General features: G+C 70.3%; 18 protein-coding genes. 6 read left to right on the forward strand and 12 right to left on the reverse strand.

What is annotated here, in order from left to right; all coding sequences use genetic code 11:
* Nucleotides 1-131: 131 nt before the first annotated feature.
* Nucleotides 132-1,265 (forward strand): M48 family metallopeptidase, encoded by a 1,134-nt coding sequence (locus tag ACIQCJ_RS22635; protein ID WP_355348930.1) that lies wholly within the window; start codon nucleotides 132-134, stop codon nucleotides 1,263-1,265.
* Here ACIQCJ_RS22635 and ACIQCJ_RS22640 read toward each other — a convergent pair.
* From ACIQCJ_RS22640 to galE (ACIQCJ_RS22665), 6 genes are all read right to left on the reverse strand, one after another.
* Nucleotides 1,159-2,427 (reverse strand): hypothetical protein, encoded by a 1,269-nt coding sequence (locus ACIQCJ_RS22640; protein ID WP_402712322.1) that lies wholly within the window; start codon nucleotides 2,425-2,427, stop codon nucleotides 1,159-1,161. The genes ACIQCJ_RS22635 and ACIQCJ_RS22640 overlap by 107 nt on opposite strands.
* 66 nt (nucleotides 2,428-2,493) lie before the next feature.
* Entirely contained in the window at nucleotides 2,494-2,928 is a 435-nt protein-coding gene (locus ACIQCJ_RS22645; protein ID WP_188283116.1) for a hypothetical protein, read from the reverse strand.
* A gap of 93 nt (nucleotides 2,929-3,021) precedes the next feature.
* Nucleotides 3,022-4,317: a glutamate-5-semialdehyde dehydrogenase gene (locus ACIQCJ_RS22650; RefSeq protein ID WP_402712323.1), complete on the reverse strand. Its 1,296-nt coding sequence runs from the start codon at nucleotides 4,315-4,317 to the stop codon at nucleotides 3,022-3,024.
* A gap of 69 nt (nucleotides 4,318-4,386) precedes the next feature.
* Nucleotides 4,387-4,857 carry a hypothetical protein gene (locus ACIQCJ_RS22655; RefSeq protein ID WP_355348939.1) on the reverse strand — a complete coding sequence of 157 codons (471 nt, stop codon included), beginning with the start codon at nucleotides 4,855-4,857 and terminating at the stop codon, nucleotides 4,387-4,389.
* A gap of 183 nt (nucleotides 4,858-5,040) precedes the next feature.
* Nucleotides 5,041-6,201, reverse strand: coding sequence for a glutamate 5-kinase (gene proB / locus ACIQCJ_RS22660; protein ID WP_355348942.1), 1,161 nt, complete (start codon nucleotides 6,199-6,201; stop codon nucleotides 5,041-5,043).
* 170 nt (nucleotides 6,202-6,371) lie between these two features.
* Entirely contained in the window at nucleotides 6,372-7,346 is a 975-nt protein-coding gene (gene galE, locus ACIQCJ_RS22665) for a UDP-glucose 4-epimerase GalE (RefSeq protein WP_355348945.1), read from the reverse strand.
* A 160-nt stretch (nucleotides 7,347-7,506) separates the two neighbouring features.
* On the opposite strand from galE (ACIQCJ_RS22665), the gene ACIQCJ_RS22670 reads away from it, so the two are divergent.
* Nucleotides 7,507-9,204 (forward strand): FG-GAP repeat domain-containing protein, encoded by a 1,698-nt coding sequence (locus ACIQCJ_RS22670; RefSeq protein WP_402712324.1) that lies wholly within the window; start codon nucleotides 7,507-7,509, stop codon nucleotides 9,202-9,204.
* A gap of 98 nt (nucleotides 9,205-9,302) precedes the next feature.
* Here ACIQCJ_RS22670 and ACIQCJ_RS22675 read toward each other — a convergent pair whose 3' ends face one another.
* Both ACIQCJ_RS22675 and galE (ACIQCJ_RS22680) read right to left on the reverse strand, forming a co-directional pair.
* On the reverse strand, nucleotides 9,303-11,465 hold the full coding sequence (locus tag ACIQCJ_RS22675) for a PIG-L family deacetylase (protein WP_402712325.1): 2,163 nt from the start codon (nucleotides 11,463-11,465) through the stop codon (nucleotides 9,303-9,305).
* A gap of 312 nt (nucleotides 11,466-11,777) precedes the next feature.
* Entirely contained in the window at nucleotides 11,778-12,749 is a 972-nt protein-coding gene (gene galE, locus ACIQCJ_RS22680) for a UDP-glucose 4-epimerase GalE (RefSeq protein ID WP_391047568.1), read from the reverse strand.
* A 334-nt stretch (nucleotides 12,750-13,083) separates the two neighbouring features.
* On the opposite strand from galE (ACIQCJ_RS22680), the gene ACIQCJ_RS22685 reads away from it, so the two are divergent.
* Nucleotides 13,084-14,076 carry a hypothetical protein gene (locus ACIQCJ_RS22685; RefSeq protein ID WP_355348956.1) on the forward strand — a complete coding sequence of 331 codons (993 nt, stop codon included), beginning with the start codon at nucleotides 13,084-13,086 and terminating at the stop codon, nucleotides 14,074-14,076.
* A complete protein-coding gene (locus ACIQCJ_RS22690) occupies nucleotides 14,073-16,895 on the forward strand; it encodes a stealth conserved region 3 domain-containing protein (protein ID WP_402712326.1) in 2,823 nt (940 codons plus the stop codon). The genes ACIQCJ_RS22685 and ACIQCJ_RS22690 overlap by 4 nt, the downstream gene beginning before the upstream one ends.
* 38 nt (nucleotides 16,896-16,933) lie before the next feature.
* On the opposite strand, the gene ACIQCJ_RS22695 is transcribed toward ACIQCJ_RS22690, so the two are convergent.
* A complete protein-coding gene (locus ACIQCJ_RS22695; RefSeq protein ID WP_355348962.1) occupies nucleotides 16,934-18,679 on the reverse strand; it encodes a stealth family protein in 1,746 nt (581 codons plus the stop codon).
* Nucleotides 18,680-19,106: 427 nt separating this feature from the next.
* Here ACIQCJ_RS22695 and ACIQCJ_RS22700 point away from each other — a divergent pair, with 427 nt between their 5' ends.
* Nucleotides 19,107-20,102 (forward strand): glycosyltransferase family 2 protein, encoded by a 996-nt coding sequence (locus tag ACIQCJ_RS22700; RefSeq protein WP_355348965.1) that lies wholly within the window; start codon nucleotides 19,107-19,109, stop codon nucleotides 20,100-20,102.
* Entirely contained in the window at nucleotides 20,099-20,542 is a 444-nt protein-coding gene (locus ACIQCJ_RS22705) for a GtrA family protein (protein ID WP_355348968.1), read from the forward strand. Before ACIQCJ_RS22700 ends, ACIQCJ_RS22705 begins: the two co-directional genes overlap by 4 nt.
* A gap of 42 nt (nucleotides 20,543-20,584) precedes the next feature.
* On the opposite strand, the gene obgE is transcribed toward ACIQCJ_RS22705, so the two are convergent.
* From obgE to rplU, 3 genes are all read right to left on the reverse strand, one after another.
* The gene (gene obgE, locus ACIQCJ_RS22710; protein WP_355348971.1) at nucleotides 20,585-22,027 is read right to left on the reverse strand and encodes a GTPase ObgE; all 1,443 of its coding nucleotides are present in this window, start codon (nucleotides 22,025-22,027) and stop codon (nucleotides 20,585-20,587) included.
* Between the two features lie 168 nt (nucleotides 22,028-22,195).
* Nucleotides 22,196-22,450, reverse strand: a complete 255-nt coding sequence (gene rpmA, locus ACIQCJ_RS22715) for a 50S ribosomal protein L27 (protein WP_031514533.1) — start codon at nucleotides 22,448-22,450, stop codon at nucleotides 22,196-22,198.
* 14 nt (nucleotides 22,451-22,464) lie between these two features.
* Nucleotides 22,465-22,785, reverse strand: coding sequence for a 50S ribosomal protein L21 (rplU, locus tag ACIQCJ_RS22720; protein ID WP_355348975.1), 321 nt, complete (start codon nucleotides 22,783-22,785; stop codon nucleotides 22,465-22,467).
* Nucleotides 22,786-22,962: the final 177 nt, after the last annotated feature.

Below are 22,962 nucleotides of genomic sequence, written 5' to 3' on the forward strand. Positions count from 1 at the left end.
TTTGCGATATCGGGGACGGGGGAGAAGACTCTCGGGCACATCGTACGGGCGGGCGGAAGGGAACTTCGCGCAGGCTCCGCGCGTCCAGAGTATGTACCGGTTGGCTATCAGGGGGTTGGGCCAGTATGTCCGTGCCGAATGGACCGAACGACACGCAGGACGGTCAGAAGAACCTGCCGGGGCGCAACCGCAAGCGCTTCCCCGGCATCTCGTCGCGGGCGTACGAGCACCCGGCCGACAAGTCCGCGCTGGTGGCGCTCCGCAAGCTCAGCGGCTTCGACACGGTCTTCAAGGCGCTCAGCGGTCTGCTGCCCGAGCGGTCCCTGCGGCTGCTGTTCCTGTCGGACTCGGTGCGGGTCAGCGACGAGCAGTTCGCGCATCTCAACGCGATGCTGCGGGACGCCTGTTACATCCTGGACATGGAAAAGGTCCCGGCGATGTACGTGACGCAGGACCCGCAGCCCAACGCGATGTGCATCGGCATGGACGAGCCGATCATCGTGGTCACCACCGGCCTGGTCGAGCTGCTCGACGAGGAGGAGATGCGGGCGGTCGTCGGCCACGAGGTGGGCCACGCGCTGTCCGGCCACTCGGTGTACCGGACGATACTGCTCTTCCTCACCAGCCTGGCGCTGCGCGTGGCGTGGATTCCGCTGGGCAATCTGGCGATCCTGGCGATCGTCACCGCGCTGCGCGAGTGGTTCCGCAAGTCGGAACTGTCCGCGGACCGCGCCGGTCTGCTGGTCGGTCAGGACGTGCAGGCGTCGATGCGCGGTCTGATGAAGATCGCGGGCGGCAACCATCTGCACGAGATGAACGTGGACGCGTTCTTGAAGCAGGCCGACGAGTTCGAGGCGGCGGGCGATCTGCGCGACTCGGTGCTGAAGATCCTCAATGTGCTGCCGCGCAGTCACCCGTTCACCACGGTGCGCGCCGCCGAGCTGCGCAAGTGGGCGGGCAGCCGGGACTACCAGCGGCTGATGGACGGCCACTACCCGCGGCGCGAGGAGGACAAGGACACCTCGGTGTACGACTCCTTCAAGGAGTCCGCGACGCATTACGCCGATACGGTGAAGAGCAGCAAGGACCCGTTGATGGGGCTGATCCGGGACATCTCGTCCGGGGCGGGCGACATCGGCGGCAAGCTGCGCGACCGCTTCACAGGCTCGGGCTCGACGAACGGGGCGGCGGGGGCGTCAGAAGGCTCGGGCGACTCGCCCGAGGACTCGGGGCCGCCGTCCGAGCCGCAGCCGGGGATGGGCTGACCGAGGGGCTTCCCGGCCCGCCGGGCGCGCCCGCGGCGCCCCGCGGCAGCCATGTGGCGTTCGGCAGCACGCCCTGCGCCGTCGTGCTCGCGGTGGCCGGCGGCTGCCCGGTGGTGGCGTCGGTCAGCGGGGCGCAGACCGCGCCGACCGGCCGGTCGTGGCGGTACGGATCGGCTCCGGCGACCGCGCCGGGCGCCGACTGGCCGGCCAGTATCGGCCGGAAGTAGTTCTGTACGGCCGCGCCGCAGGCCAGCGGTCCCGCCGCCACATCGGCCTGGACGACCTGGATCTGGCGCTGGCGCAGGTCGGCGTGGCTGAAGCGGAATCGCATCTGGCGGCGCACGGTGAACAGCGACACGGCGTTGTCGGCGAATCCCGGCCGGTACAGCGCGTAGACGAACGTGTGGTCCGCGGCGATCTCCAGCTCGTCGTCGCCGGTCTCGGTGGCGTCCAGGGTGCCCTGCACGCGGATGCCGTCCCGGACCAGCCGCACCCGCGCCGCCGGGTCGAAGCGGACCAGCCAGCCGGTCGCCTCGTGGGTGCCGTCGGTGTACGGCCGGGTCAGGCTGCTGTCGAACTGGTCGAGCTGTCCGGGGTCGAGCAGGGCGCGGACACTGCTCACATCACCGCCGGTGACCGTCTCCTGATTGATCGACGAGTCGGTCAGATAGAGCTTCGCGGTGCTGAAGGCCTGCGTCACCTCGCCCACGCCGTAGTCGCCGATCCGGTGGATCGCGGGCATCGTGATGCCCTCGGCGCCGACCCGGTACGCCTCCGCGCGCTGTCCGCGGAAGGGCTCGGTCGCGGAGACCGAGGCGACCTTGCCGGACGGGACCAGCGGGATGACGGTGGCCCTGAGCTGTTCCGTGGCGTCCTGGCCGCGGCCCTTGTAGGGGTGCCTGACGCCCATGTAGATGGCGAAGCCGAAGGCGACGACGATGAGCGTGATGAGGGCGACCGCCTGCCGGGCGAGGCCGCGCGGCAGCGCGTGCCGGACGCGCACCGCCCGGTCGGCGTCGTCCAGCCGCTCCTGGGCGGAGAACTCCTGGATCCGGGCAGCCCGGACGAACGACTCGTCGAACACGACGGATCGGTACTCGTCCTCACCGCCTCCGGGGACGCCCTCGGGCGTGCCCTCAGGAGGATTTCCAGGCCCGCTCATATCACAAGGTTAAGTCTCTGGGCGTGCGAATAAACGCCCTGGTACCGGTCAACTTATGACAGGAGATCAGGGAAGCCGGTTCGCGGCGACCGGAGGCAGGCTGCTCTGTGTGCCGACCGGGCCGCTGGACGGCGGGGGGACCACCGGTGGTCGGGTCGCGCCGCCCGCGCCGCGGTAGACCGCGGCGAAGGTCAGGGCGACCACCCCTATGCCCATGACCACGGCCAGGGCCCAGGCCACCGGACGGTGCCAGCGGGTACTGCTCCCGCGGTACGGCCGTCCGGCCGGGTAGAGGTCGTCGGAATCCGGTACTCCCGCTTCGTCCAGTTCGGGGACAGCGGCGTGAGCACCGGCTCGATTCCGACCCGGCCAGCCGGGCGGTAGCGCGGGACCTTCGGCGACGGCAAGCATCCGTTCCTTGGCCGAGGGCTCATGGAACAGAGCGGACCGTACGAATTCTTCGTCGAGGACTACGGAGGCGAACTCGTCATCGTCCGGCATCTGTCCAGAGTAATGCGGAAGTTGGTCCTTTGGGCAGGGGAATCCGGACTGTCTGTGGGCCGTCCGGAGGACACTTCCGCGTGTCGGCGGGTGTCAGCGGATGTGTCCGTCACCCGTGACGACGTACTTGGTGGAGGTCAGTTCCGGCAGTCCCATGGGGCCGCGGGCGTGCAGTTTCTGGGTCGAGATGCCGATTTCGGCGCCGAAGCCGAACTGGCCGCCGTCCGTGAACCGGGTCGAGGCGTTGACCAGCACCGCGGCGGCGTCCACCCGCTGGGTGAAGCGGCGCGCGGCGGCCTGCGAGGACGTCACGATCGCCTCGGTGTGGCCGGAGGACCACAGCCGGATGTGCTCGACGGCCGCGTCCAGGCTCTCCACGACCCCGGCGGCGATGTCGTAGGACAGATACTCCGTCTCCCAGTCCTCCGCGGTGGCGGGCACGACGGTGGCCTTGCTGCCGCTGCTCTCGGCCAGCGCCTGCACCCGCGGGTCGCCGTGCACGGTGACCCCGGCCTCGGCGAGCGCGTCCAGCGCGCGCGGCAGGAAGCGGTCGGCGATGTCGCGGTGCACCAGCAGGGTCTCCGCCGAGTTGCAGACGCTGGGGCGCTGTGCCTTGGAGTTGATCAGCACCTCCACGGCCATGTCGATGTCCGCCTCGGCGTCCACGTACACATGGCAGTTGCCGGTGCCGGTCTCGATCACCGGAACGGTCGAACCCTCGACGACGGTACGGATCAGGGCGGCGCCGCCGCGCGGGATCAGCACGTCGACCATGCCGCGGGCGCGCATCAGCTCGGTGACGGAATCGCGGCTCTCGCCGGGCACGAGCTGGACGGCGTCGGCGGGCAGTCCCGCGCCGCCGACCGCGTCGCGCAGCACGGTGATGAGAGCGGTGTTGGAGGCGTACGCGGAGGAGGAGCCGCGCAGCAGCACCGCGTTCCCCGACTTCAGGCAGAGCGCGGCGGCGTCGACCGTCACGTTGGGCCTGGCCTCGTAGATGATGCCGACGACGCCGAGCGGGACGCGGACCTGCCGCAGCTCCAGCCCGTTGGGCAGGGTGGAGCCGCGCAGCACCTCGCCGACCGGGTCGGGCAGCCCCGCCACGTGCCGGACGTCGGCGGCGATGGCCGCGACCCGCTCACGGGTGAGGATGAGCCGGTCCACGACGGTGTCGCCGGTCCCGGCCGCGCGGGCCCGCGCCACGTCCTCGGCGTTGGCCGCGACGATCTCCTGCGTGCGGACGATCAGCGCGTCCGCGATGGCCAGCAGGGCGTCGTCCTTGACGGACCGCGGCAGCGGGGCCAGGTCCGCGGCGGCGGCCCGCGCGCGGTACGCGGCGAGCAGCACGGGGGACTTGGGCAGCGGCGAGGGCAGCGGCGGGTGGGTCATGGAAGCAGGGTACCGGCCCGCCACCGGCCGGTTGGCAGGTCCCGCGACAGTGCTCCGCGGGGACGGGCCCTAGAACGGGTGTACGCCCACCGGGACGGCCGGCGGCGGTCCGTAGCCCTCCGCGACGCGCTGGTGGTAGGTCGCGCGGTCGATGACTTCCAGGCCGACGGTCTCCCAGGGCGGCAGGCCCGCCGTCGAGCGGTGCTCGCCCCACAGCCGCAGCGCGATGGCGGCGGCGTCGTGCAGGTCGCGGGCCTCCTCCCAGTAGCGGATCTCCGCGTGGTCGGTGGCGTACCGGCTGGTGAGCAGGAAGGGGTGGTCGTGGGCGAGCTGCTCAAGACCGCGTCTGACCTCGGTCAGCGGGGTCTCGGGGCCCGAGACGCTGAGCGTGACGTGCCACAGCCGGGATATCGCTCGTTCGGCGGGAAGCGCTTCCCGCTCGGGGTCCCCGTCGATGTCGTCACTGATGTCGTTGCCGACGCTGACCAGCGTGCGTTCCCCCGTACCCCTGGTCAATGGCCCTGGGCGCCCTCGTCTCACCGGCGGCCTCCCTGTGGGTTGCGTTCCGCGAGCGCCGTCCGCACCGGTAAGCGCTGACGACTCCTCCGCATCAAAGTTGACCAGGCTCCGGCGGGCCGCGGGGGCGTTTTCGGCAAGAAGGCCCGAACCAAGGTCCTGAGGAGATCCCCGGACATTGACCGGGGAGTCGAGGGTTCCGGGGGCTCAGGGGCGCAGAAGTACCAGGTCGTCACGGTGGACGACCTCGCGTTCGTAGGCGGGGCCGAGTTCGACGGCGAGGTCGCGGGTGGAGCGGCCGAGCAGCCGGGGCAGTTCGCGGGCGTCGAAGTTGACCAGTCCGCGGGCGACCGCGTGCCCGGCCTCGTCGAGCAGGTCGACGGGGTCGCCCGCGACGAAGTCGCCGTCCACGGCGGTGACCCCGGCGGGCAGCAGCGAGCTGTGCCGCTCGGTGACCGCGCGGACCGCCCCGGCGTCCAGCCGCAGCGCGCCACGCGGGGTGGAGGCGTGCGCGAGCCACAGCAGCCGGTCGGCGGAGCGTTTGCCGGTGCGGTGGAAGTGGGTGCCGGTGGGGCGCCCGGCCAGCGCATCGGCGGCGTGCACGGCGGAGGTGAGGACGACGGGGATGCCCGCCTCGGCGGCGATCCTGGCGGCCTCGACCTTGGTGACCATGCCGCCGGTGCCGACCCCGGCCTTGCCCGCGCTGCCGATGGTGACGCCCGCCAGGTCCTCGGGTCCGGCGACCTCGGTGAGCAGGGTCGCGCCCGGCGTACGCGGGTCGCCGTCGTAGAGGCCGTCGACGTCGGAGAGCAGGACCAGCAGGTCGGCGCGGACGAGGTGGGCGACGAGGGCGGCGAGCCGGTCGTTGTCGCCGAAGCGGATCTCGTCGGTGGCGACGGTGTCGTTCTCGTTGACCACCGGGAGGGCGCCCATGGCCAGCAGCTGGTCGAGGGTGCGGTAGGCGTTGCGGTAGTGGGCGCGGCGGCTGACGTCGTCCGAGGTGAGGAGCACCTGGCCGACGCGGACGCCGTACCGGGCGAAGGAGGCGGTGTAGCGGGCGACGAGCAGGCCCTGGCCGACGCTGGCGGCGGCCTGCTGCCTGGCCAGGTCGCGGGGGCGGCTGGCCAGGCCGAGCGGGGCGAGTCCCGCGGCGATGGCGCCGGAGGAGACCAGGACGATCTCCTTGTCCGGCCGGCCGCCCGGTCCCGCGCTCGCGCCGGTGCCCGAGCCGCGGACCGAGGCCAGGACGTCGACGAGCGCGTCCACCCGGTCGGCGTCCAGTCCCCCGGCGGCCGTGGTCAGCGACGACGAGCCGACCTTGACCACGACCCTGCGGGCCTCCACCACGTCCTGCCGTGCCGTTGTCACGTACGTCCCTCGTATCGCCGCTGTCACGCCTGTCCCGAACCGGCGCTCCGGCCGGTGCCGTCGCGCGCCCCGGCCCCCGGCCGTCTCCGGTCCGTTTCCGGTCCCTCTCCCTCTCCGGTCCGTCTCCGGTCCCTCTCCGGTCCGTTTCCGGATCGCGTCCGGAGGACCGGCTACCGCGGCGGGTGCTGGAGCTGCCAGGCCGCCCAGGCCGAGGTGACCATCGCGCGCACGTCGTACTGGGCGGTCCAGCCCAGCTCCCTGCCGATCGCCTCGGCGGAGGCCACGACACGGGCCGGGTCGCCCGCGCGGCGCGGGGCCAGTTCGGGTTCCAGCTCAGTGTGACCGGAGACCTCGCGGATCAGGTCGACCATCTCGGCCACCGAGACGCCCTGGCCGCTGCCGATGTTCAGCACCAGCGACGCCTCGGGGTCGCGGGTCAGGCGGCGGGCGGCGGCCAGGTGCGCGCCGGCCACGTCCTGGACGTGGACGTAGTCGCGCACGCAGGTGCCGTCGGGCGTCGGGTAGTCGGTGCCGAAGATCAGCGGGCGGCGGCCCTGCGAGATCCGCTGGAAGACCAGCGGGACGATGTTGGCGGCGCCGCGGTCGCCCAGTTCGGGCGCGGCGGTGCCCGCCACGTTGAAGTAGCGCAGCGACGCGGTGGCCATGCCGTGCGCCCGGCCGGCCGCGGCGATCAGCCACTCCCCCGCGAGCTTGCTCTCGCCGTACGGGCTCATCGGCGCGCAGGGCGTGTCCTCGGTGACCAGTTCGACGTCCGGCATGCCGTACACCGCGGCGGAGGAGGAGAAGACGAAGCGCCGCACGCGCGCGTCGACCGCCGCCTCCAGCAGGGTCTGAAGGCCGGTCAGATTCTCCCGGTAGTAGAAGAGCGGTCGCTCGACGGACTCGGCGACCTGCTTGCGGGCGGCGATGTGCACGATGCCCTCGACCGCGTGCGCGGCCAGCACCCGGTCGAGCGCGGCCCGGTCCAGGACGCTGGCGCGCTCCACCGGAACTCCGGACGGCAGCCGTTCGGTGTCACCGGCGGTGAGGTCGTCGAGGACGACCACCTTTTCTCCGCCGTCCACCATCGATTTGACGACATGCGATCCGATGTATCCGGCTCCGCCGGTGATCAGCCAGGTCATTGCCCCAGTCTAGTCGGCGTCACCGCGGTGAATTCAGGGGCGCTTGATCGGCACGCGGTCTAGGGTCTGTCGGACCCCTCACCTAGACTCGCCGCGTCCGAACCGGACGGGTCTTCGCATCGGGTTCGGCATTCATCACACTCACATCCCAGGGGGGATTGTGTCCGAAGCACAGCCGGTGCGCTTTTCTAAGCGCCGCCGCCTCGTCGCGGTGTGCACCACCGGCGTCCTCGCTCTCGGCGCTCTGGCGCTGAGCACGAACGCGCAGGCCGACAGCGGCCCGCAGCACAGGATCACCCGGCCGACGGCGCCCAGCGGGCCCGCGCCGACGCTCACGCTGCCCAAGCAGGCCAAGCAGTACTCCACGAAGGCGGCGGCGGGGCCGCTGCGGTACGACCCGGACGGGGACGGCTACGCCGACCAGCTCTACCGGGGCAACAACCGGCACTACTACAACTTGCTCACCAAGGACAACGACGACGACGGCGACCTCGGCGCCAGCAGCGACGGCACCCTGTACAAGGACGTCCTCACCCCGGGCAGCCTGGACGGGCAGGGCACCGGCATCCTCGCGCTGACCAACTCGGGCCGCCTGTCGTACTTCGGGGCGGGGAGCTTCCCCAACGGCGCCGCGCGGTGGACCGGCACCGGCTGGTACGTCTACAACAAGCTGGTCGCGACCGACGACATCACGGGGGACGGCAAGCCCGACATCGTCGCGCGCACGCCGGCCGGTCAGCTCTATCTGTACGAGGGCACCGGCAACGCTTCCGCTCCGTTCAAGGGCAAGGTGCTCGTCGGTTCCGGCTGGAACCAGTACGACCAGCTCACCAGCCCCGGTGACATGAACGGCGACGGCATCAGCGACCTGATCGCCCGTAAGACGGACGGCACGCTGTACTTCTACGCCGGTACGGGCAACGCCACCGGTCCGTACGCGGCCCGCGTCGCCATCGGCACGGGCTGGAACGCGTACAACCAGCTCGTCGGCACCGGTGACGGCTCGGTCCTGGCGAGGGCCACGAATGGCACTCTCTACATCTACCGGCAGAACGGCGCGGGCGGTTTCGCGCCCAAGCAGGGCGGCTACAAAGACTGGAACGTGGAGCTGTTCGCGGGCGCGGGTTCCAACCCGGCCTACGGCAAGAAGGAGCTCTACGGTCTGTCGACCGGCGGCACCTTCTACTGGTACTACACCAACAACAACGGGACGCTCGCCGCGCGCCAGCAGGTGTCGGGCGGCTCGGGGGGGTACAGCACCTTCGCACTGGCCTCGTCGCTGGGTGACTACGGGTACGCCGACCTGCTGTTCCGGGACGGCACCAACCTGTGGAACCTGGATTCCGACGTGAGCAGCCCGCTGGCCACCGGCTGGGGCGGCTACAACCTCTTCGTCGGCCCCGGTGACCTCAGCGGTGACGGCAAGGGCGACCTGCTGGCCCGTGACACCTCGGGCAACCTGTACCTCTACCGGGGCCAGGGCACCGGCGCGGCGCTGACCGGCCGCCTGCTGGTCGGTCCCGGCTGGGGTGCGTACAACGCCATCGTGGGCGCCGGTGACTTCACCGGTGACGGCCTGGCGGACATCGTCGCGCGCACCGGCGACGGCACGCTCTACCTGTACAAGGGGACGGGCGTCAGCTCCCGCCCGTTCGAGACCCGCGTCAAGATCGGCACGGGCTGGAACCGCTACAACAAGCTGGCGTCGCCGGGCGACATGGACGGTGACGGCCGCGCCGACCTGCTCGGTGTGGACGCCAGCGGCAATCTGTTCAGCTACAGCTCCACCGGCACGGGCCAGTTCAAGGCTCCGGTGAAGCAGGGCGGCGGCTGGAACGGCTACAGCCGTCTGTTCTGAGACGTCCTGTGGTGTCCGCCGCCTGTTGAGTGGACGGACGAGGGCGCCCGCACCTTCCAGGTGCGGGCGCCCTCGCGCGTCCCGGCCGACAACCCGTGCTATCTCGTGGCCAGTTGGGTGAACGTGCCGGTGCCGTGGACGCGGGTGACGCCCGGGGTGGCGTTCACGGTGAAGGAGACCAGGGCCGTACGGTCGGTGCCCGCGACGAGCACGTCGGGGCGGCCGACCGCGAAGGGCTCCGTCGGGGTACTGGCTGTGGCGGCGGCCGGTCCCCTGCCGTATTCACCGTGCACCAGCAGCGCGTTGCCGAAGTCGGCGCGTACGGCCAGCAGCGGGTTGGTCTCCGCGCCCCGGCCGCTGAGCAGGGCGACCGGGCCGAAGCCCGCGTCGCGCACGGCGGAGGCCGGAATCCAGCGACCATGCCGTCCCGCGGTGAGGCGTTCGACCGCGATCTCGGCGGTCTCCGGCCTGCGGAAGGCCAGCAGCAGCGAACCGTCCGCCGCGGTCACCGCTTCGGGCACTTCGCCGGGCACGCCGGTGTGCCGCAGGGGACGGCCGACCAGTTCGGCGCTCGGGGTGGACTGAGTCCACTGGTGGACCCCTTGGTGGCCCGCGGCGAAGACGTGGATCCGGCCGTCGTGGTCGACGGTCGCGGTCAGTCCCTCCTGGACCTGGCCGCCGGCGAGTTGCTGCCACGGCGACCACTGACCGGAGGCGTCGCGGACCCGCGTGCTCAGACCCTTGGAGGCGTTGCGGACGAAGACGTGGATCCGGCCGTCCTTGCCGATCACAGCGGTCGGCGGCCCGACCCTGCGGCCGCGGACCGGATTCGCCTCGGGGCTGCCGAGGCTGCGCCAGCCCCGGATCGCCCGGTCGCCGTCTTCGGCGGCGGACTTGCCCGAGGCACCCACCTGCTGGTCGAGCACCACGACCTCCCGGGTGTTGTCGCCCGGCGCGGCCGACAGACCGGAGAAGCGCAGGCCGAACAGCAGATGGTGGCCGTGCTTGTCGGTGACGACGCTGAGCGCGGGGGTCAGCGGGCCCCCGCCGAGGTCCTCAGGCGCATTCCAGTGTCCGCTTGCCGGCGCGGTCTCGGTCCAGCGGGCGGCCCGGGTGCCGAGCACGCCGTACACGGTGAGCCTGCCGTCCTTGGCGGCCACCGCCTGCGGACCAGAGGTCGGGTAGCGGTAGTGGGTGCTGCGGACCCAGCCGCGCGGGGACTTCAGCGCGTCGCCCTGGCCGACGCTGTAGTCACCGCAGCCGCCGGTGTCGCCGCACTTCCAGCCCGGAGCGCCGCCGTACACATCGAGCACGTCCGCCTTGAAGCGGACGGTGGCCTGCGGGAGATTGTGCGGCCAGCGCTGGTTGTAGTAGCCGCGGTAGGCCTCGGTGAGGAAGGTCGGGACCGGGCCGCCGCTCGCCGCGGCCTTCTCGGTCCACTGCGCCATGGCCCGCCAGGTGAACAGCGCGGTGGCGGTGTGGTCACGGTGGTCGGAGTAGCCGACCTGGTCGCTGTCGCGCGGGTACCGCGCGTTGTGGACCTGGATGTCCGGGTCGGGGTCCATGGTGCGGATCAGCGTCGGCCGGAAGGTGGTGAACAGGAAGGCGAGCGCGTCGATCAGCGTCTGCCGGTCGAAGGTGTGGGCGGCGCGTACCGGGCCGTCGGGCAGCGGTACCGTCCGTACCGTCCCGTCCACGGCCCAGAGCTTGTCGATACCGAAGGTGCCGCCGCCGCGCACCGGAGTGTGCATGTCGATCCGCAGGAAGACCAACTCGGCCCGCCTGCCGTCGTGTTCGAGGGTGTTGACCTCGGCGGCGCCGCCGTGAGGCAGGGCGAGCGCGGTACGCGTCCACGGCGTGAAGATCTCCGCGCCGAGCATCCGCGCGTACGCCTGCCGCAGCCCCTGCTGCCGCGCGGAGACGTACGCGGGTACGTTCGGCAGCGGGCGCGGGTGGCCGGGGGCGCGGTTCACGCCGAAGGAGTCGCCGCTGGTCACGTAGACCGTGACGACCGGCACATGACGGTCGAGGGTGGCGGCGGTGTCCGGATTCATGAAGTACAGGTCGTCGTCGGGGTGCGCGACCACTTGCATCACGAGCGGTGCGGCGGGGGCGCCGAAGGTGACCCGCGCGGAGGCGGGCAGTACACCGCCGGTCGGGGGCGGCCCGAAGACGACCGGCGCTCCCGTCATCCTCGGCTTGGCCGCGGTGCTCCGACCCGTACAACCCGCGACCGTGGCCGCCGCGAGTGCGCCCGCCATCGAACCCACCACGACCCGGCGTCCGGGACCCCTGCTTCCTTGTTCCAGCATTCGGTCCAACGTTCCGGCTCCGTTCACCTCTCGTGTGATCATTTCGACCACCCGCTGCACAAGAGGGACAATTTCGAGCCGGGGTTTCTTCGCTTTGATGTGACCGTCATCACATGTCCGGGTCAGGCAAGTACCGGAAGCAAAAGCCGAAAAGGCCGGAATGCATTGACCTGCGGAACCGGCTGGTCAGCCGCATGAAAAAGGGGAGCCGGACTCACCGCGAGTGAGTCCGACTCCCCGAATCGGAATGGCGCGCCCCGGTTACTCCGGGTGTCGCAACTGCCAGCCCGCCCAGGCCGAGGCCACCATCTCGCGCACGTCGTAGACGGCCTTCCAGCCCAGTTCCCTGCCGATCGCGTCGGCGGACGCCACGACCCTGGCCGGGTCGCCGGGCCGACGCGCGGTGACCTCCGGGGCGATCCCGGTGTGACCCGAGATCTCCTGGATGATGCCGACCATCTCCGCCACGGAGACGCCCTCGCCCCGGCCGATGTTCAGCACCAGGGCCGCCTTCGAGTCCTCGGTGAGCCGGCGGGCGGCGGCGACGTGCGCGGACGCGATGTCCTCGACGTGGATGTAGTCGCGGATGCAGGTGCCGTCCGGCGTCGGGTAGTCGTCGCCGAAGATGAGCGGAGTCCGGCCGCGGGAGAGCCGGTCGAAGACCATCGGCACCAGGTTGAAGATCCCCGGGTCACCCAGCTCGGGGGCGGCCGCGCCCGCGACGTTGAAGTAGCGCAACGACGCGGTGGCCATCCCGTGCGCCCGCCCGACCGCGGTGACCAGCCACTCGCCGGCCAACTTGGTCTCGCCGTACGGGCTCATCGGCTCGCACGGGGTCTGCTCGGTGACCAGGTCCACGTCGGGCATTCCGTATACGGCCGCGGAAGACGACAGGACGAAGCGCTGCACCCGCGCCTCGACGGCGGCCTCGAGTACGGTCCGCAGACCCTCGACGTTCTCCCGGTAGTACCACAGCGGGCGCTCGACGGACTCTCCGACCTGCTTCTTCGCCGCGATGTGCACGATGCCCCGGACGTCGTGTTCGCTCAGCGTCCGGTCGAGCAGCGCCCGGTCCAGGACGGTGCCGCGCACCAACGGCACACCGGCCGGCAGGCGTTCGGGATCTCCGGTGCTCAGATCGTCGACGACGACCACCTGCTGTCCATCGGCAACGAGCGCCCTGACAACGTGCGAACCGATATAACCAGCGCCGCCGGTAATCATCCAGGTCATGGCCGAACCCTACCAACGGCGACCACGGGGAAGACCTGCCGGACCGAGCCGCCGCTCAGGGCGCGCACGGCAAGCGGGGCCGCACGGACGACTCCGGGAATCGACTCGGCGTTCCCGCCGCGTTCACCCGCTGTGCGATCATTTCCACCGCCTCGACTCACAGCGGGTGGCAGTGACACGGCTCCGGCGGAACCAGTGATCCACTTCACACATTCGATTGGCCCGCAGGTGAACAGCCATGGTCAGGAATTGCAACATTCGGCCAACTTGCTGATGTTTGGCATCCTTGACAGGATGCGTTGGCTGACCAATGAGAATGGGAGACACGTGCGCCGTGAGTGATTCGCTCCTGCCCTACGCGGTGGGCGCGGTAAAGCGCGCCCGCACCCTGGCGGTACGAGCCCGCCGCAAGGTCGAGCGGATGAACACTGTGCCCGCACTCGGTACAGGCATCAGACCGCGACCGATGATCACCCCGGTCCACCTCTCAGTGCTCGGCGGCCGCACGCTGAACCTCGCGGTGCCCGTCTCCCGGCACACCGCCGACCCCTCCGCGGCCCGCCTCGAACTGATCCACGGCAACCATCGGGTCAGTGTCGACCTCGCCCTGGAGCCGGAGTCCGACACGTCCCTGCTGCTCACCGCGACGGTACCGCTGCGGTACACCGAAGGTGAGAACGACACGGGGCGCGGGCTGCTGCTCAGTGCGGGGCTCTGGCGGTTCTGTGTCGTCGTCACGGACGAGGGCGGTCGTGAGACCAGATCCGACCTGGCCGCCCTGGCGTTCGCCGCGGTGCACGGCCCGATGCTCCCGACCTCGCCGTCCGAGTCCAGCGGCGCGGTCTTCCGGCCGGTGCGCTCGGTGGACGGCCGCGCCATGCTCAAGGTCACAGCCCCCGCCCACCAGGCCGAACTCGTCAGATTCGACCTGCTCTGGGACCGGGTGACCGTGCACGGCCGACTGCTGGCCGCACGGCACCCGGTGACCGAGTACACCGCCGAGGTCGTACGCCGGGGAGCCAACAAATCCGTCTCGGCGGCGCTCGATTGGGACGGCGACAACTTCACCTTCGACCTGCCGTTGCGAGCCATGACCGACGGTCCGGGCGTCCAGCGCACCTGGGACGTCCAACTGCGCGGGGGGCGCGCCAAACTGAAGGTCGCCAAGCGGCTCACCCAAGTGCGTCATCCCAAGCAGGTCTTCCGGACTCCCTTTCGCATCATCGCCCTGGACGACGGTTCCTTGACCCGTGCGCACGTCTATCTCACGCCTGCCGGTGCCCTTGCGGTGGCCTGCGCGGCCATCGGAACCAACGAGGACGCATGAAGATCACATTTCTGCTCACCTGGGGCGACGAGATGGGCGGCACGGAAATGGCCGCCTACACCCAAGCGATCCATCTCTCCGCCCGGCACGAAGTCGAAGTGCTGAGTGTCTTCAAGACCCGCCTGGAGCCGTTCTTCGCGGAGGCGAAGCAGATCAAGCGGCGCTACCTGGTGGACAGGACCGGCGCCTACGGGCGTCCGGTACGCCGCAGCACGCTGGACGAGGAAGCGTGCAGGACGCTGCAGTCGCTGCCCAGCGAACTGATCAAGCCGGTCTGGGAGAACACCTTCGACCAGCTCTCCGACATCGAGATGACCGCCGCGCTGCCCGCGCTCGACTGCGATGTGCTGATCACCACCTCCCCGGCCCTGATGGCCGCCGCCGCGGAACTGGCTCCGGCCCGTGTGGTGACCGTGCACGAAGAGCACCGCGCTTCCCAACTGCGCGGCGTAGCCGGTGAACCGCTGCTGGTGTACGGGCCGCGGATCGACGCCCTGGTGTCGCTGACCGAGCGCACGAACGACTGGTTCGCCGACTCGCTCGGCGACGCGGCGCCCGAGCTCGTCACCATTCCCAACGCGGTGTCCGACGGCTACCGCCCGCGCTCCGACCTCCAGAACAAGGTCATCGTGCTGGCCGCCCGCATGACCCCGGAAAAACAGCTCAACCACGCCATCCAGGCGTTCCACCAGATCTCCGGCGACTTCCCCGACTGGAAGCTCCGGATATTCGGCGACGGCCCCCAGGAAGTGCGGCTGCGCCAGCTCGTCGAGGGATTCGGCCTGCAACTGCGGGTCGAACTGGTGGGCCGCTCGCAGCAGATGGACGAGGAGTGGGCCAAGGCCGGGCTCTGTGTCCTGCCCTCGCGCAACGAAGCCTTCCCGCTGGTGCTCCTGGAGATGTTCGCCGCCGGTGTGCCGGTAGTGGCCTACGACATCGTCACCGGCCCGGCCGAGATCATCAGGCACGACGTGGACGGGCTGCTGGTGCCGCCCGGTGAGATCGACCTGCTGGCCGAGGCGATGGCCCGGCTGATCGGTGACGAGCAGACTCGGCACGCCTTCGGCAAGGCGGCGCGCGAGGGCGTCTACGAGCGCTTCAGCGGTGAGGACATCACCGCCCGCTGGGAGGAGTTGTTCACCCGGCTGGTGGCCGAGCGCGACAACCCGCAGCGCCTGGGACGACGTGCCGACCGGGCGGCGCTGCGGGTGGTGGCGGGCGGCACGCGCAACTTCACCGTGGCCGCGCCCGTCTCGCCGCTGGCGAATTCCACCGACGAGCAGAAGGCCCGGGAGGTGATGATTCAGGCGCAGGACCGCAAGCTGGTGCGCTCCGCGGGGCGGCTCGCCGAGGTCCGCGACGACGTCAACGGGCCCCAAATGCTCGCGACCAACCTGGAGATCAGCGCCACCGTCCTTGAGGACGTCGGCATTCCGTACGTCCTGCTGCGGGCCGACGGCGTCCAGCACCGGCTCGCGGTACCGGTCGAGGAACGGCCCCGGGTGCTTGAGGCGCTGGCCACCGCCCTGCACGGCAAGGCGGTCTACGCCGAGCTGATCTCCCCGCGTGGCGCCGCGCCCGGAGCGGTGCTGGCGGAACGGCTGCGGGACGTCGGCGAGGTGGCCGGGCTGCGGATCTTCAAGCCGGTGGTCACCGGCAGCCGTACCCTGCGCTACGGGCCCGCGTACGGCTGCAGCGTGGAGTTCTGGTCCGTCGACGAGGAAGACGGCTGGCGTTCCACCCCACGGGCGACGACGCTGCTTGGGCGCCGGTTGCCGTCCCTCGAACCCACCGCGAAGCTGCGGGTGGGCAAGCGGGACTACCCGACGCTCTCGCAGTTCACCAAGCAGTTGATGTGGGATGTCGACCAGCCCATCGACGTCGTCTACACCTGGGTGGACGGCGACGACACCGCATGGCAGGACCGCCGCAACGAGGCGCGCCGCCGACGCGGACTGCCGGTCTCGGAGAACACGGACGTCGACAACGGCGACGTGAGGTTCCGCAACCGTGACGAACTGCGCTACTCACTGCGGTCGCTGGAGATGTACGCGCCCTGGGTGCGCAACATCTATCTGGTGACCGACGACCAGGTGCCACCCTGGCTCGACACGTCGTGCCCCGATGTGAAGGTGGTGAGCCACCGGGACATCTTCGCCGACCCGAGTTGCCTGCCCACCTTCAACTCGCACGCCATCGAGAGCCAGATCCACCGGATCGAGGGCCTGTCCGAGCACTTCCTTTATCTCAACGACGATGTCTTCATGGGCCGCCCGGTCACACCCGAGCTGTTCTTCCTCAGCAACGGCATGGCGAACTTCTTCCGGTCGCCGACCGCCGTACCGCCGACCGAGCCGTCGGACGAGGACGAGGGCTACTTCGCCGCGGCCAAGAACAACCGCAAGCTGCTGGAGGACGCCTTCGGACGGACCGCCACGCAGAGCTTCCTGCACACGCCGCACGCGCTGCGCCGCAGCGTGCTCGCGGAGATCGGCGAGAGGTTCCCGGAGGAGGTGGCCAGGACCGCGGCCAACCCCTTCCGCGGCAACAGCGACCTGTCGATCACGTCGTCGCTGCACCACCACTACGGCTACCTGACCGGCCGCTGCGCGCCCGGCAGGATCTCGTGCAGCTACGTCAACGTCGGCAACTACGACCACCACTCGGTGCTCGGCCGACTGCTCGCGTCCCGCAACTACGATGTCTTCTGCATCGGCGAGTCGCCCGACGCCGAGGTGCCCGCCGAGGAGCAGGCGCGCGTGATGTACGCCTTCCTCAACGCCTACTACCCCGTGAAGTCCCGCTTCGAGCGGGACTGAACGGGGCAGGCGCCGGCGACAGCCCGCCCGGTGCCGGGCTACTCCTTCTCGAAGGGGCTCGGCACCGGGAAGTACGCGTCGAGGAACGGGGTGATCAGGTCCTTCTGGCCGGTCGCGTCGTTCTCCGTGGAGACCGTGTCATTGATGCAGAAGACGGTCTTGTCGCGGTTGGCGAGCAGCCGGCCGAGCCGGGTCTCGGTCCAGGGGTGGGTCAGGTCCAGGTAGGTGTACGGCAGGTCGTTGGACGGGATCGCGCGCCTGGTGTGGAAGGCGTAGTAGTGGTGCAGCGACGAGGCGACGGAGATGTCGTCCATGCTGCGGAAGTGGCTGGACTCGGTGTGCCGGTACTCGGCGGCGAACTCGTCCTCGATCTCGTCCAGGACGCTGCGCCGCAGGGCGTGCGGCATGTGCTTCATCTTCTGCACGAGGACGGCGCCGTAGCGCTCCTCGATCAGCCGCCGGTTGTTCTTCCCGGCCGCCGCGACCGGCGGGTCGGCCTCCGTCTTCTCGCCCAGCGGCACCAGCGCGGGTGAGGGGAAGAACTTCGTCAGGCCGTTGGCGAGGAAGAAGTCCTGCGGCGTCACCTCGTTGCCGAGCAGCACGTCGTCGTTGAAGTACAGGAAGTGCTCCGACAGGCCCTCGATGTGGTGCAGTTGGCTCTCGATGGCGTGCGAGTTGAAGGTCGGCAGCGAGCCGGGCGAGCGGAAGATCTGCCGGTGGCTGACCACCTCGATGCCGGGGTGCTCGGTCTTCAGCCAGGACGGCGTCTGGTCGTCGGTGACCAGGAAGATCTTCCGGACCCACGGCGCGTACATGTGCAACGAGCGCAGTGAGTACCGCAGTTCGTCACGGCTGAGGTAGCGCGCCGCGTTGGCCGCCTCGTCGTGGTACGCCGCGCCGGTGAAGTCCGCGCGGCGGCGCAGCCACGCCGGGTCCGCGCCGTCCACCCAGGTGTAGACGACGTCGACCGGGAAGCGGATCTCGTCGGTGGTGTGGATCGCGAAGTGCTCGCGGGTACGGACCTCGAAGCGCGGGCCCGCGCCGGTGTCGCGCGGCGCGAGGTCGGTGAAGAACGCCTCGGGCGCCTGCACGGTCTTGGCGTCGGCGGGGACGGCCTCGGCGAATTTGCCGGGGCGCGGCGCCACGAGCGCGCCGTCCTCCTCGCGCCAGAACTCGATGTCGCAGCCGTAGCGGGTGCCGAGCGCCAGGCCCTTGCTCTCGTCGGTGCGGTACCAGGTGAGGCGGAAGACCCCGGCGCCCGCCAGACGGCGCCAGGACGGCTGCTCGTAGCCCGGCAGCGACTCCTCGGGCACCGGGGAGTTCCCCTTGACCGCGGTCACGTAGCCGGGCTCCTCGGCGCACAGCGCGGTCAGCGCGGCGAGCACCGCCTCCCGGTCGCTCTCGTGGACGGCCACGGCCGAGGCGGTGTGCGAGCGGCCCCGTACGCAGAAGTGGTCGAGACCGGCGGCGGACAGGCAGCCGAGGACCGCGTCGAGGTTGGCCCTGCGGGCCGCCAGCGGGGTCACGCCGGGGACGATCAGCGCGACCTTCGCCTCGCGGTTGACCGTGATCACCGTGCGGTCCGGACGGTCCACCAGCGCCTGGTGGCGCTTGCCGACCCTGGCCGCCCTGGCCCGCTCGGCGGCGGCGGTCGCGCCCGCGATGCGCAGCTTCACCTGCTTGCGCAAGTCCGAGTCGACGCGGGAGGCGATCTTCCGTCGGGCGCTCTCCGGTACTGCTCGTCGGTAGACCCCCAGCAGTCGGGGTGCCTCGGGATTACGCACGGCGGGCGGCTCCTCATCGATTGCGGGGCCCGCCGCGACGCGGGCCGTTGACGTACGACGACGGCCCGTACGGTGGTCCGGGCCGATACCTCAAGTATGCCTTGCGTTCTCCAAGGGGCCGCGTGCGGTATACCTGTCCGGAACTCCGGCCGCGCGCGACGTTACACGTAATGCGGAATCAGGAATTCGGTTGCCCATCGTTGGGTGAATTCTTCATTGAGCCGCAAGGGCGCTTCGCGTAACTTTCCCCGACGCCTTGTTCGGCGCCCAAAGCAGGGCCACGGGCCGTCCTACGCTGACGCAGAGCGTGCGGGATCACGTGCGGATCCGTCCGCCGGGACCGCACTCACTCAGCACTTACCCAGCACTCGCCCTGAATCCGCACCGCATCCGCCCTGCATCCGCGTACGGCGCCGAAAGTGATCTCATGCGACTGTCGATCGTAGTTCCCTGCTACAACGAAGAAGCCGTGATCGAGCTCTTCGACGTACGCATCCGGGAGACCCTCACGGCGCTCTCCGTCGATTACGAGCTGTGCTACGTCGACGACGGCAGCTCCGACCGCACCCTGGAGCGGCTGCGGGCCCTGGCCGAGAACCGCGAGGCGAGCACGCGATACGTGTCCTTCAGCCGGAACTTCGGCAAGGAGGCGGGCATCCTGGCCGGGCTCAAGGAGACGACCGGGGACGCGGTGGTCGTGATGGACGCCGACCTCCAGCACCCGCCGGAGCTGATCGCGCGCATGCTGGAGCTGCACCGCGCCGGGCACGACCAGGTGATCGCGCGGCGCACCCGCGAGGGCGACAAGAAGCTGCGCACGGCCGCCAGTCGGCTCTACTACCGGATGATCAACAAGTGGGTGGACGTCGAACTGACCGACGGCGTCGGGGACTTCCGGCTGCTGTCGCGGCGCGCGGTCGACGCGCTGCTCGCGATGCCGGAGTACAACCGCTTCTCCAAGGGCCTTTTCTCCTGGATCGGCTTCGACACCGTCACCTTCGACTACCGCAATGCCGCGCGGGAGGCGGGCGAGACGAAGTGGCACTTCGGCGCGCTCATCAATTACGGCATGGACGGGCTGATCTCGTTCAACAACCGGCCGCTGCGGCTGGCCATCTATCTGGGAATGGCGCTCAGTGCCGTCGCGGCGGCGTATGCCGTGGTCGTCACCGTCATGGCGATGATCAAGGGGCCCGACGCGCCCGGTTATGTGACGCTGCTCGTCGCCGTCGTCGGTCTGGGCGGGCTCCAGATGCTGATGCTGGGGTTGATAGGCGAGTACATTGGGCGCATCTACTACGAGACCAAGCGACGGCCGCACTTCCTGGTCAAGGAGACGAACGCGCCGCGGGCCTTCGGGGTGGCACGGCAGGCCGGCGCCGCACCGACGAGCGCGTCGCTGCCCCGGATGGAGATCCGTTGAGCCTGGCCGGCACCCGCTCACCGCAACTGCTCCAGATCGTGCGGTTCGCCCTCGTGGGCGGGGTCAACACCGCCACCTTCTACGGCTTCTACCTGGCCCTGCACCCGTGGATGCCGTACTTCGCCGCGTACACCCTGGCGTTCGTGCTCAGCATGATCGGGTCGTTCTTCCTGAACACGTACTTCACGTACCGGACGCGGCCCACCTGGCGGAAGTTCCTGCTCTTCCCGCTGACCAACCTGACCAATTACGTGGTCACGAGCGTCGGCGTCTACGCCCTCGTGGAGTGGGCGGGCATGAACGACAAGATCGCCCCGCTGGCCGCCGCGGCAGCCGCCATCCCCTTCACCTACCTGCTGAGCCGCCGGATTCTCACCCCGCCGTCCGCGCTCGCCGAGCCCGACCCGAACCGCCCCTCCCCGGCCCACGCGGACGCCTGACCCACCCCGACCGGCCCCCTTCCCAGGGGGCCGGTCGCGCGTTTACTTGAACGGGTCGAAGCCGTGGTACTCCTCTTCGGCGTCGTCGCGCTCGGCCTGCTTGTCGCGGCGGCGGGTGACGGCGGCGCGGGGGGCGTCGAAACGGTGGTCCTCGCCGCGGCGGCCGAGCATTTCGGCACCGGCGGCCATGCTGGGCTCCCAGTCGAAGACGACGGCGTCCTCGTCGGGGCCGATGGCGACGGCGTCGCCGGCGTTGGCGCCGGCCTTGAGGAGGGCGTCCTCGACGCCGAGGCGGTTGAGGCGGTCGGCGAGGTAACCGACGGCCTCGTCGTTGGAGAAGTCGGTCTGGCGGACCCAGCGTTCGGGCTTCTCGCCGTGCACGCGGTACAGGCTCTCGCCGTCGTGGGTGACGGTGAACCCGGCGTCGTCGACGGCCTGCGGGCGGATGACGACGCGGGTGGACTCCTCCACCGGCTTGGCGGCCCGCGTCTCGGCGACGATCTTCGCCAGGGCGAACGACAGCTCGCGCAGCCCCTCGTGGGAGACGGCCGACACCTCGAAGACCTGGTAGCCGCGGCTCTCCAGCTCCGGCCTGATGATCTCGGCGAGGTCGCGCCCGTCGGGCACGTCGATCTTGTTGAGCACGATCAGCCGCGGCCGGTCCTCCAACCCGCCGCCGTACGCCCGCAGTTCCTCCTCGATGATGTCGAGGTCGCTGGCGGGGTCGCGGTCGGACTCCAGCGTCGCGGTGTCCAGCACGTGCACGAGCACCGAGCAGCGCTCGACGTGCCGCAGGAACTCCAGGCCGAGGCCCTTGCCCTGGCTGGCGCCGGGGATCAGCCCCGGTACGTCCGCGATCGTGTAGACGGTCGAACCGGCCGTCACCACACCGAGGTTGGGCACCAGCGTGGTGAACGGGTAGTCGGCGATCTTCGGCTTGGCGGCCGACAGCACCGAGATCAGCGAGGACTTGCCCGCGCTCGGGTAGCCGACCAGCGCCACGTCGGCGACCGTCTTCAGTTCCAGGACGATGTCCCGCGCCACACCGGGCTCGCCGAGCAGCGCGAAGCCGGGCGCCTTGCGGCGGGCCGAGGCCAGCGCCGCGTTGCCGAGGCCGCCGCGACCGCCCTGGCCCGCGATGAAGGTGGTGCCCTGGCCGACGAGGTCGGCCAGCACATTGCCGTCCTTGTCCTGCACGACCGTGCCGTCGGGCACCGGCAGCACCAGGTCCGTACCCTCCTTGCCCGACCGGTTGCCGCCCTCGCCGGGCTTGCCGTTGGTCGCCTTGCGGTGCGGGCTGTGGTGGTAGTCGAGCAGCGTCGTGACGTCCTGGTCGACGACGAGGATCACGTCGCCGCCCCGGCCGCCGTTCCCGCCGTCGGGGCCGCCCAGCGGCTTGAACTTCTCCCGGTGAACGGAGGCGCAGCCGTGGCCTCCGTTACCCGCGGCGACATGCAGCTCGACGCGGTCCACGAAGGTGGTCATGGCATTCCTCCAGATACGTACGGGGTGGTGCGGATGTGCACGGGGTGGTGCGGTACGCGCGCTTTCACGCGTTCCAAGACGTAACACGCCGAGGGCGGCCCCGCTTCCCTGGTCGGGAAGCGAGGTCCGCCCTCGGAGGTGAAACTGTGTCGCTCTACGGTGCCTGGATCAGGCGGCCGGAACGATGTTCACTACACGACGCCCACGCTTGGTGCCGAACTCGACCGCACCGGCGGAGAGGGCGAACAGCGTGTCGTCCTTGCCGATGCCGACGCCGGAGCCGGGGTGGAAGTGCGTGCCGCGCTGGCGGACGATGATCTCACCGGCGTTGACGACCTGGCCGCCGAAGCGCTTGACGCCGAGCCGCTGAGCGTTGGAGTCGCGACCGTTCCGAGTGGACGATGCGCCCTTCTTGTGTGCCATCTCTCCTCAGTCCCTTACTTCGCAGCCGTGGGGATGCCGGTGATCTTCAGCGCCGTGTACTGCTGGCGGTGACCCTGGCGACGGCGGTAGCCGGTCTTGTTCTTGTAGCGCAGGATGTCGATCTTCTGGCCCTTGTGGTGGTCCACGATTTCGGCCTCGACCTTGACACCGGCCAGCACCCACGGGTCGCTGGTGACGGCGTCGCCGTCGACGACGAGCAGCGTCGAGAGCTCGATCGCGTCGCCCACCTTGCCCGTGGGAATCTTGTCAACCTCAACGATGTCGCCGACAGCCACCTTGTGCTGACGACCACCGCTACGCACGATTGCGTACACGCGGATCTCACTCTCTCGCTCTTGAAATCGGACCCCTGATGCCAGCCGTCCCGATGGTGCGCGGGGGGCCTCTCCCGGCGGACCGGGAGGGATTTGCTCAGAAGTGGGCGCACAAACGCCGAAGGTCAAGACTACGGAGGGCCTCCGGCCCGGTCAAATCCGCCCTCCCGCACCCGT

This window comes from Streptomyces sp. NPDC093221 (genome assembly GCF_044753885.1).
Lineage (GTDB): Bacteria > Actinomycetota > Actinomycetes > Streptomycetales > Streptomycetaceae > Actinacidiphila.

What these genes read in the sequence shown, in the direction of transcription:
- ACIQCJ_RS22675 (WP_402712325.1), bottom strand. Translation starts at nt 11,465, where the DNA reads ATGGCGGGCGCACTCGCGGCGGCCACGGTCGCGGGTTGTACGGGTCGG.
- ACIQCJ_RS22700 (WP_355348965.1), top strand. Translation starts at nt 19,107, where the DNA reads ATGCGACTGTCGATCGTAGTTCCCTGCTACAACGAAGAAGCCGTGATC.
- ACIQCJ_RS22645 (WP_188283116.1), bottom strand. Translation starts at nt 2,928, where the DNA reads ATGCCGGACGATGACGAGTTCGCCTCCGTAGTCCTCGACGAAGAATTC.
- galE (WP_355348945.1), bottom strand. Translation starts at nt 7,346, where the DNA reads ATGACCTGGCTGATCACCGGCGGAGCCGGATACATCGGATCGCATGTC.
- ACIQCJ_RS22690 (WP_402712326.1), top strand. Translation starts at nt 14,073, where the DNA reads ATGAAGATCACATTTCTGCTCACCTGGGGCGACGAGATGGGCGGCACG.
- ACIQCJ_RS22640 (WP_402712322.1), bottom strand. Translation starts at nt 2,427, where the DNA reads ATGAGCGGGCCTGGAAATCCTCCTGAGGGCACGCCCGAGGGCGTCCCC.
- rpmA (WP_031514533.1), bottom strand. Translation starts at nt 22,450, where the DNA reads ATGGCACACAAGAAGGGCGCATCGTCCACTCGGAACGGTCGCGACTCC.
- obgE (WP_355348971.1), bottom strand. Translation starts at nt 22,027, where the DNA reads ATGACCACCTTCGTGGACCGCGTCGAGCTGCATGTCGCCGCGGGTAAC.
- galE (WP_391047568.1), bottom strand. Translation starts at nt 12,749, where the DNA reads ATGACCTGGATGATTACCGGCGGCGCTGGTTATATCGGTTCGCACGTT.
- ACIQCJ_RS22650 (WP_402712323.1), bottom strand. Translation starts at nt 4,317, where the DNA reads ATGACCCACCCGCCGCTGCCCTCGCCGCTGCCCAAGTCCCCCGTGCTG.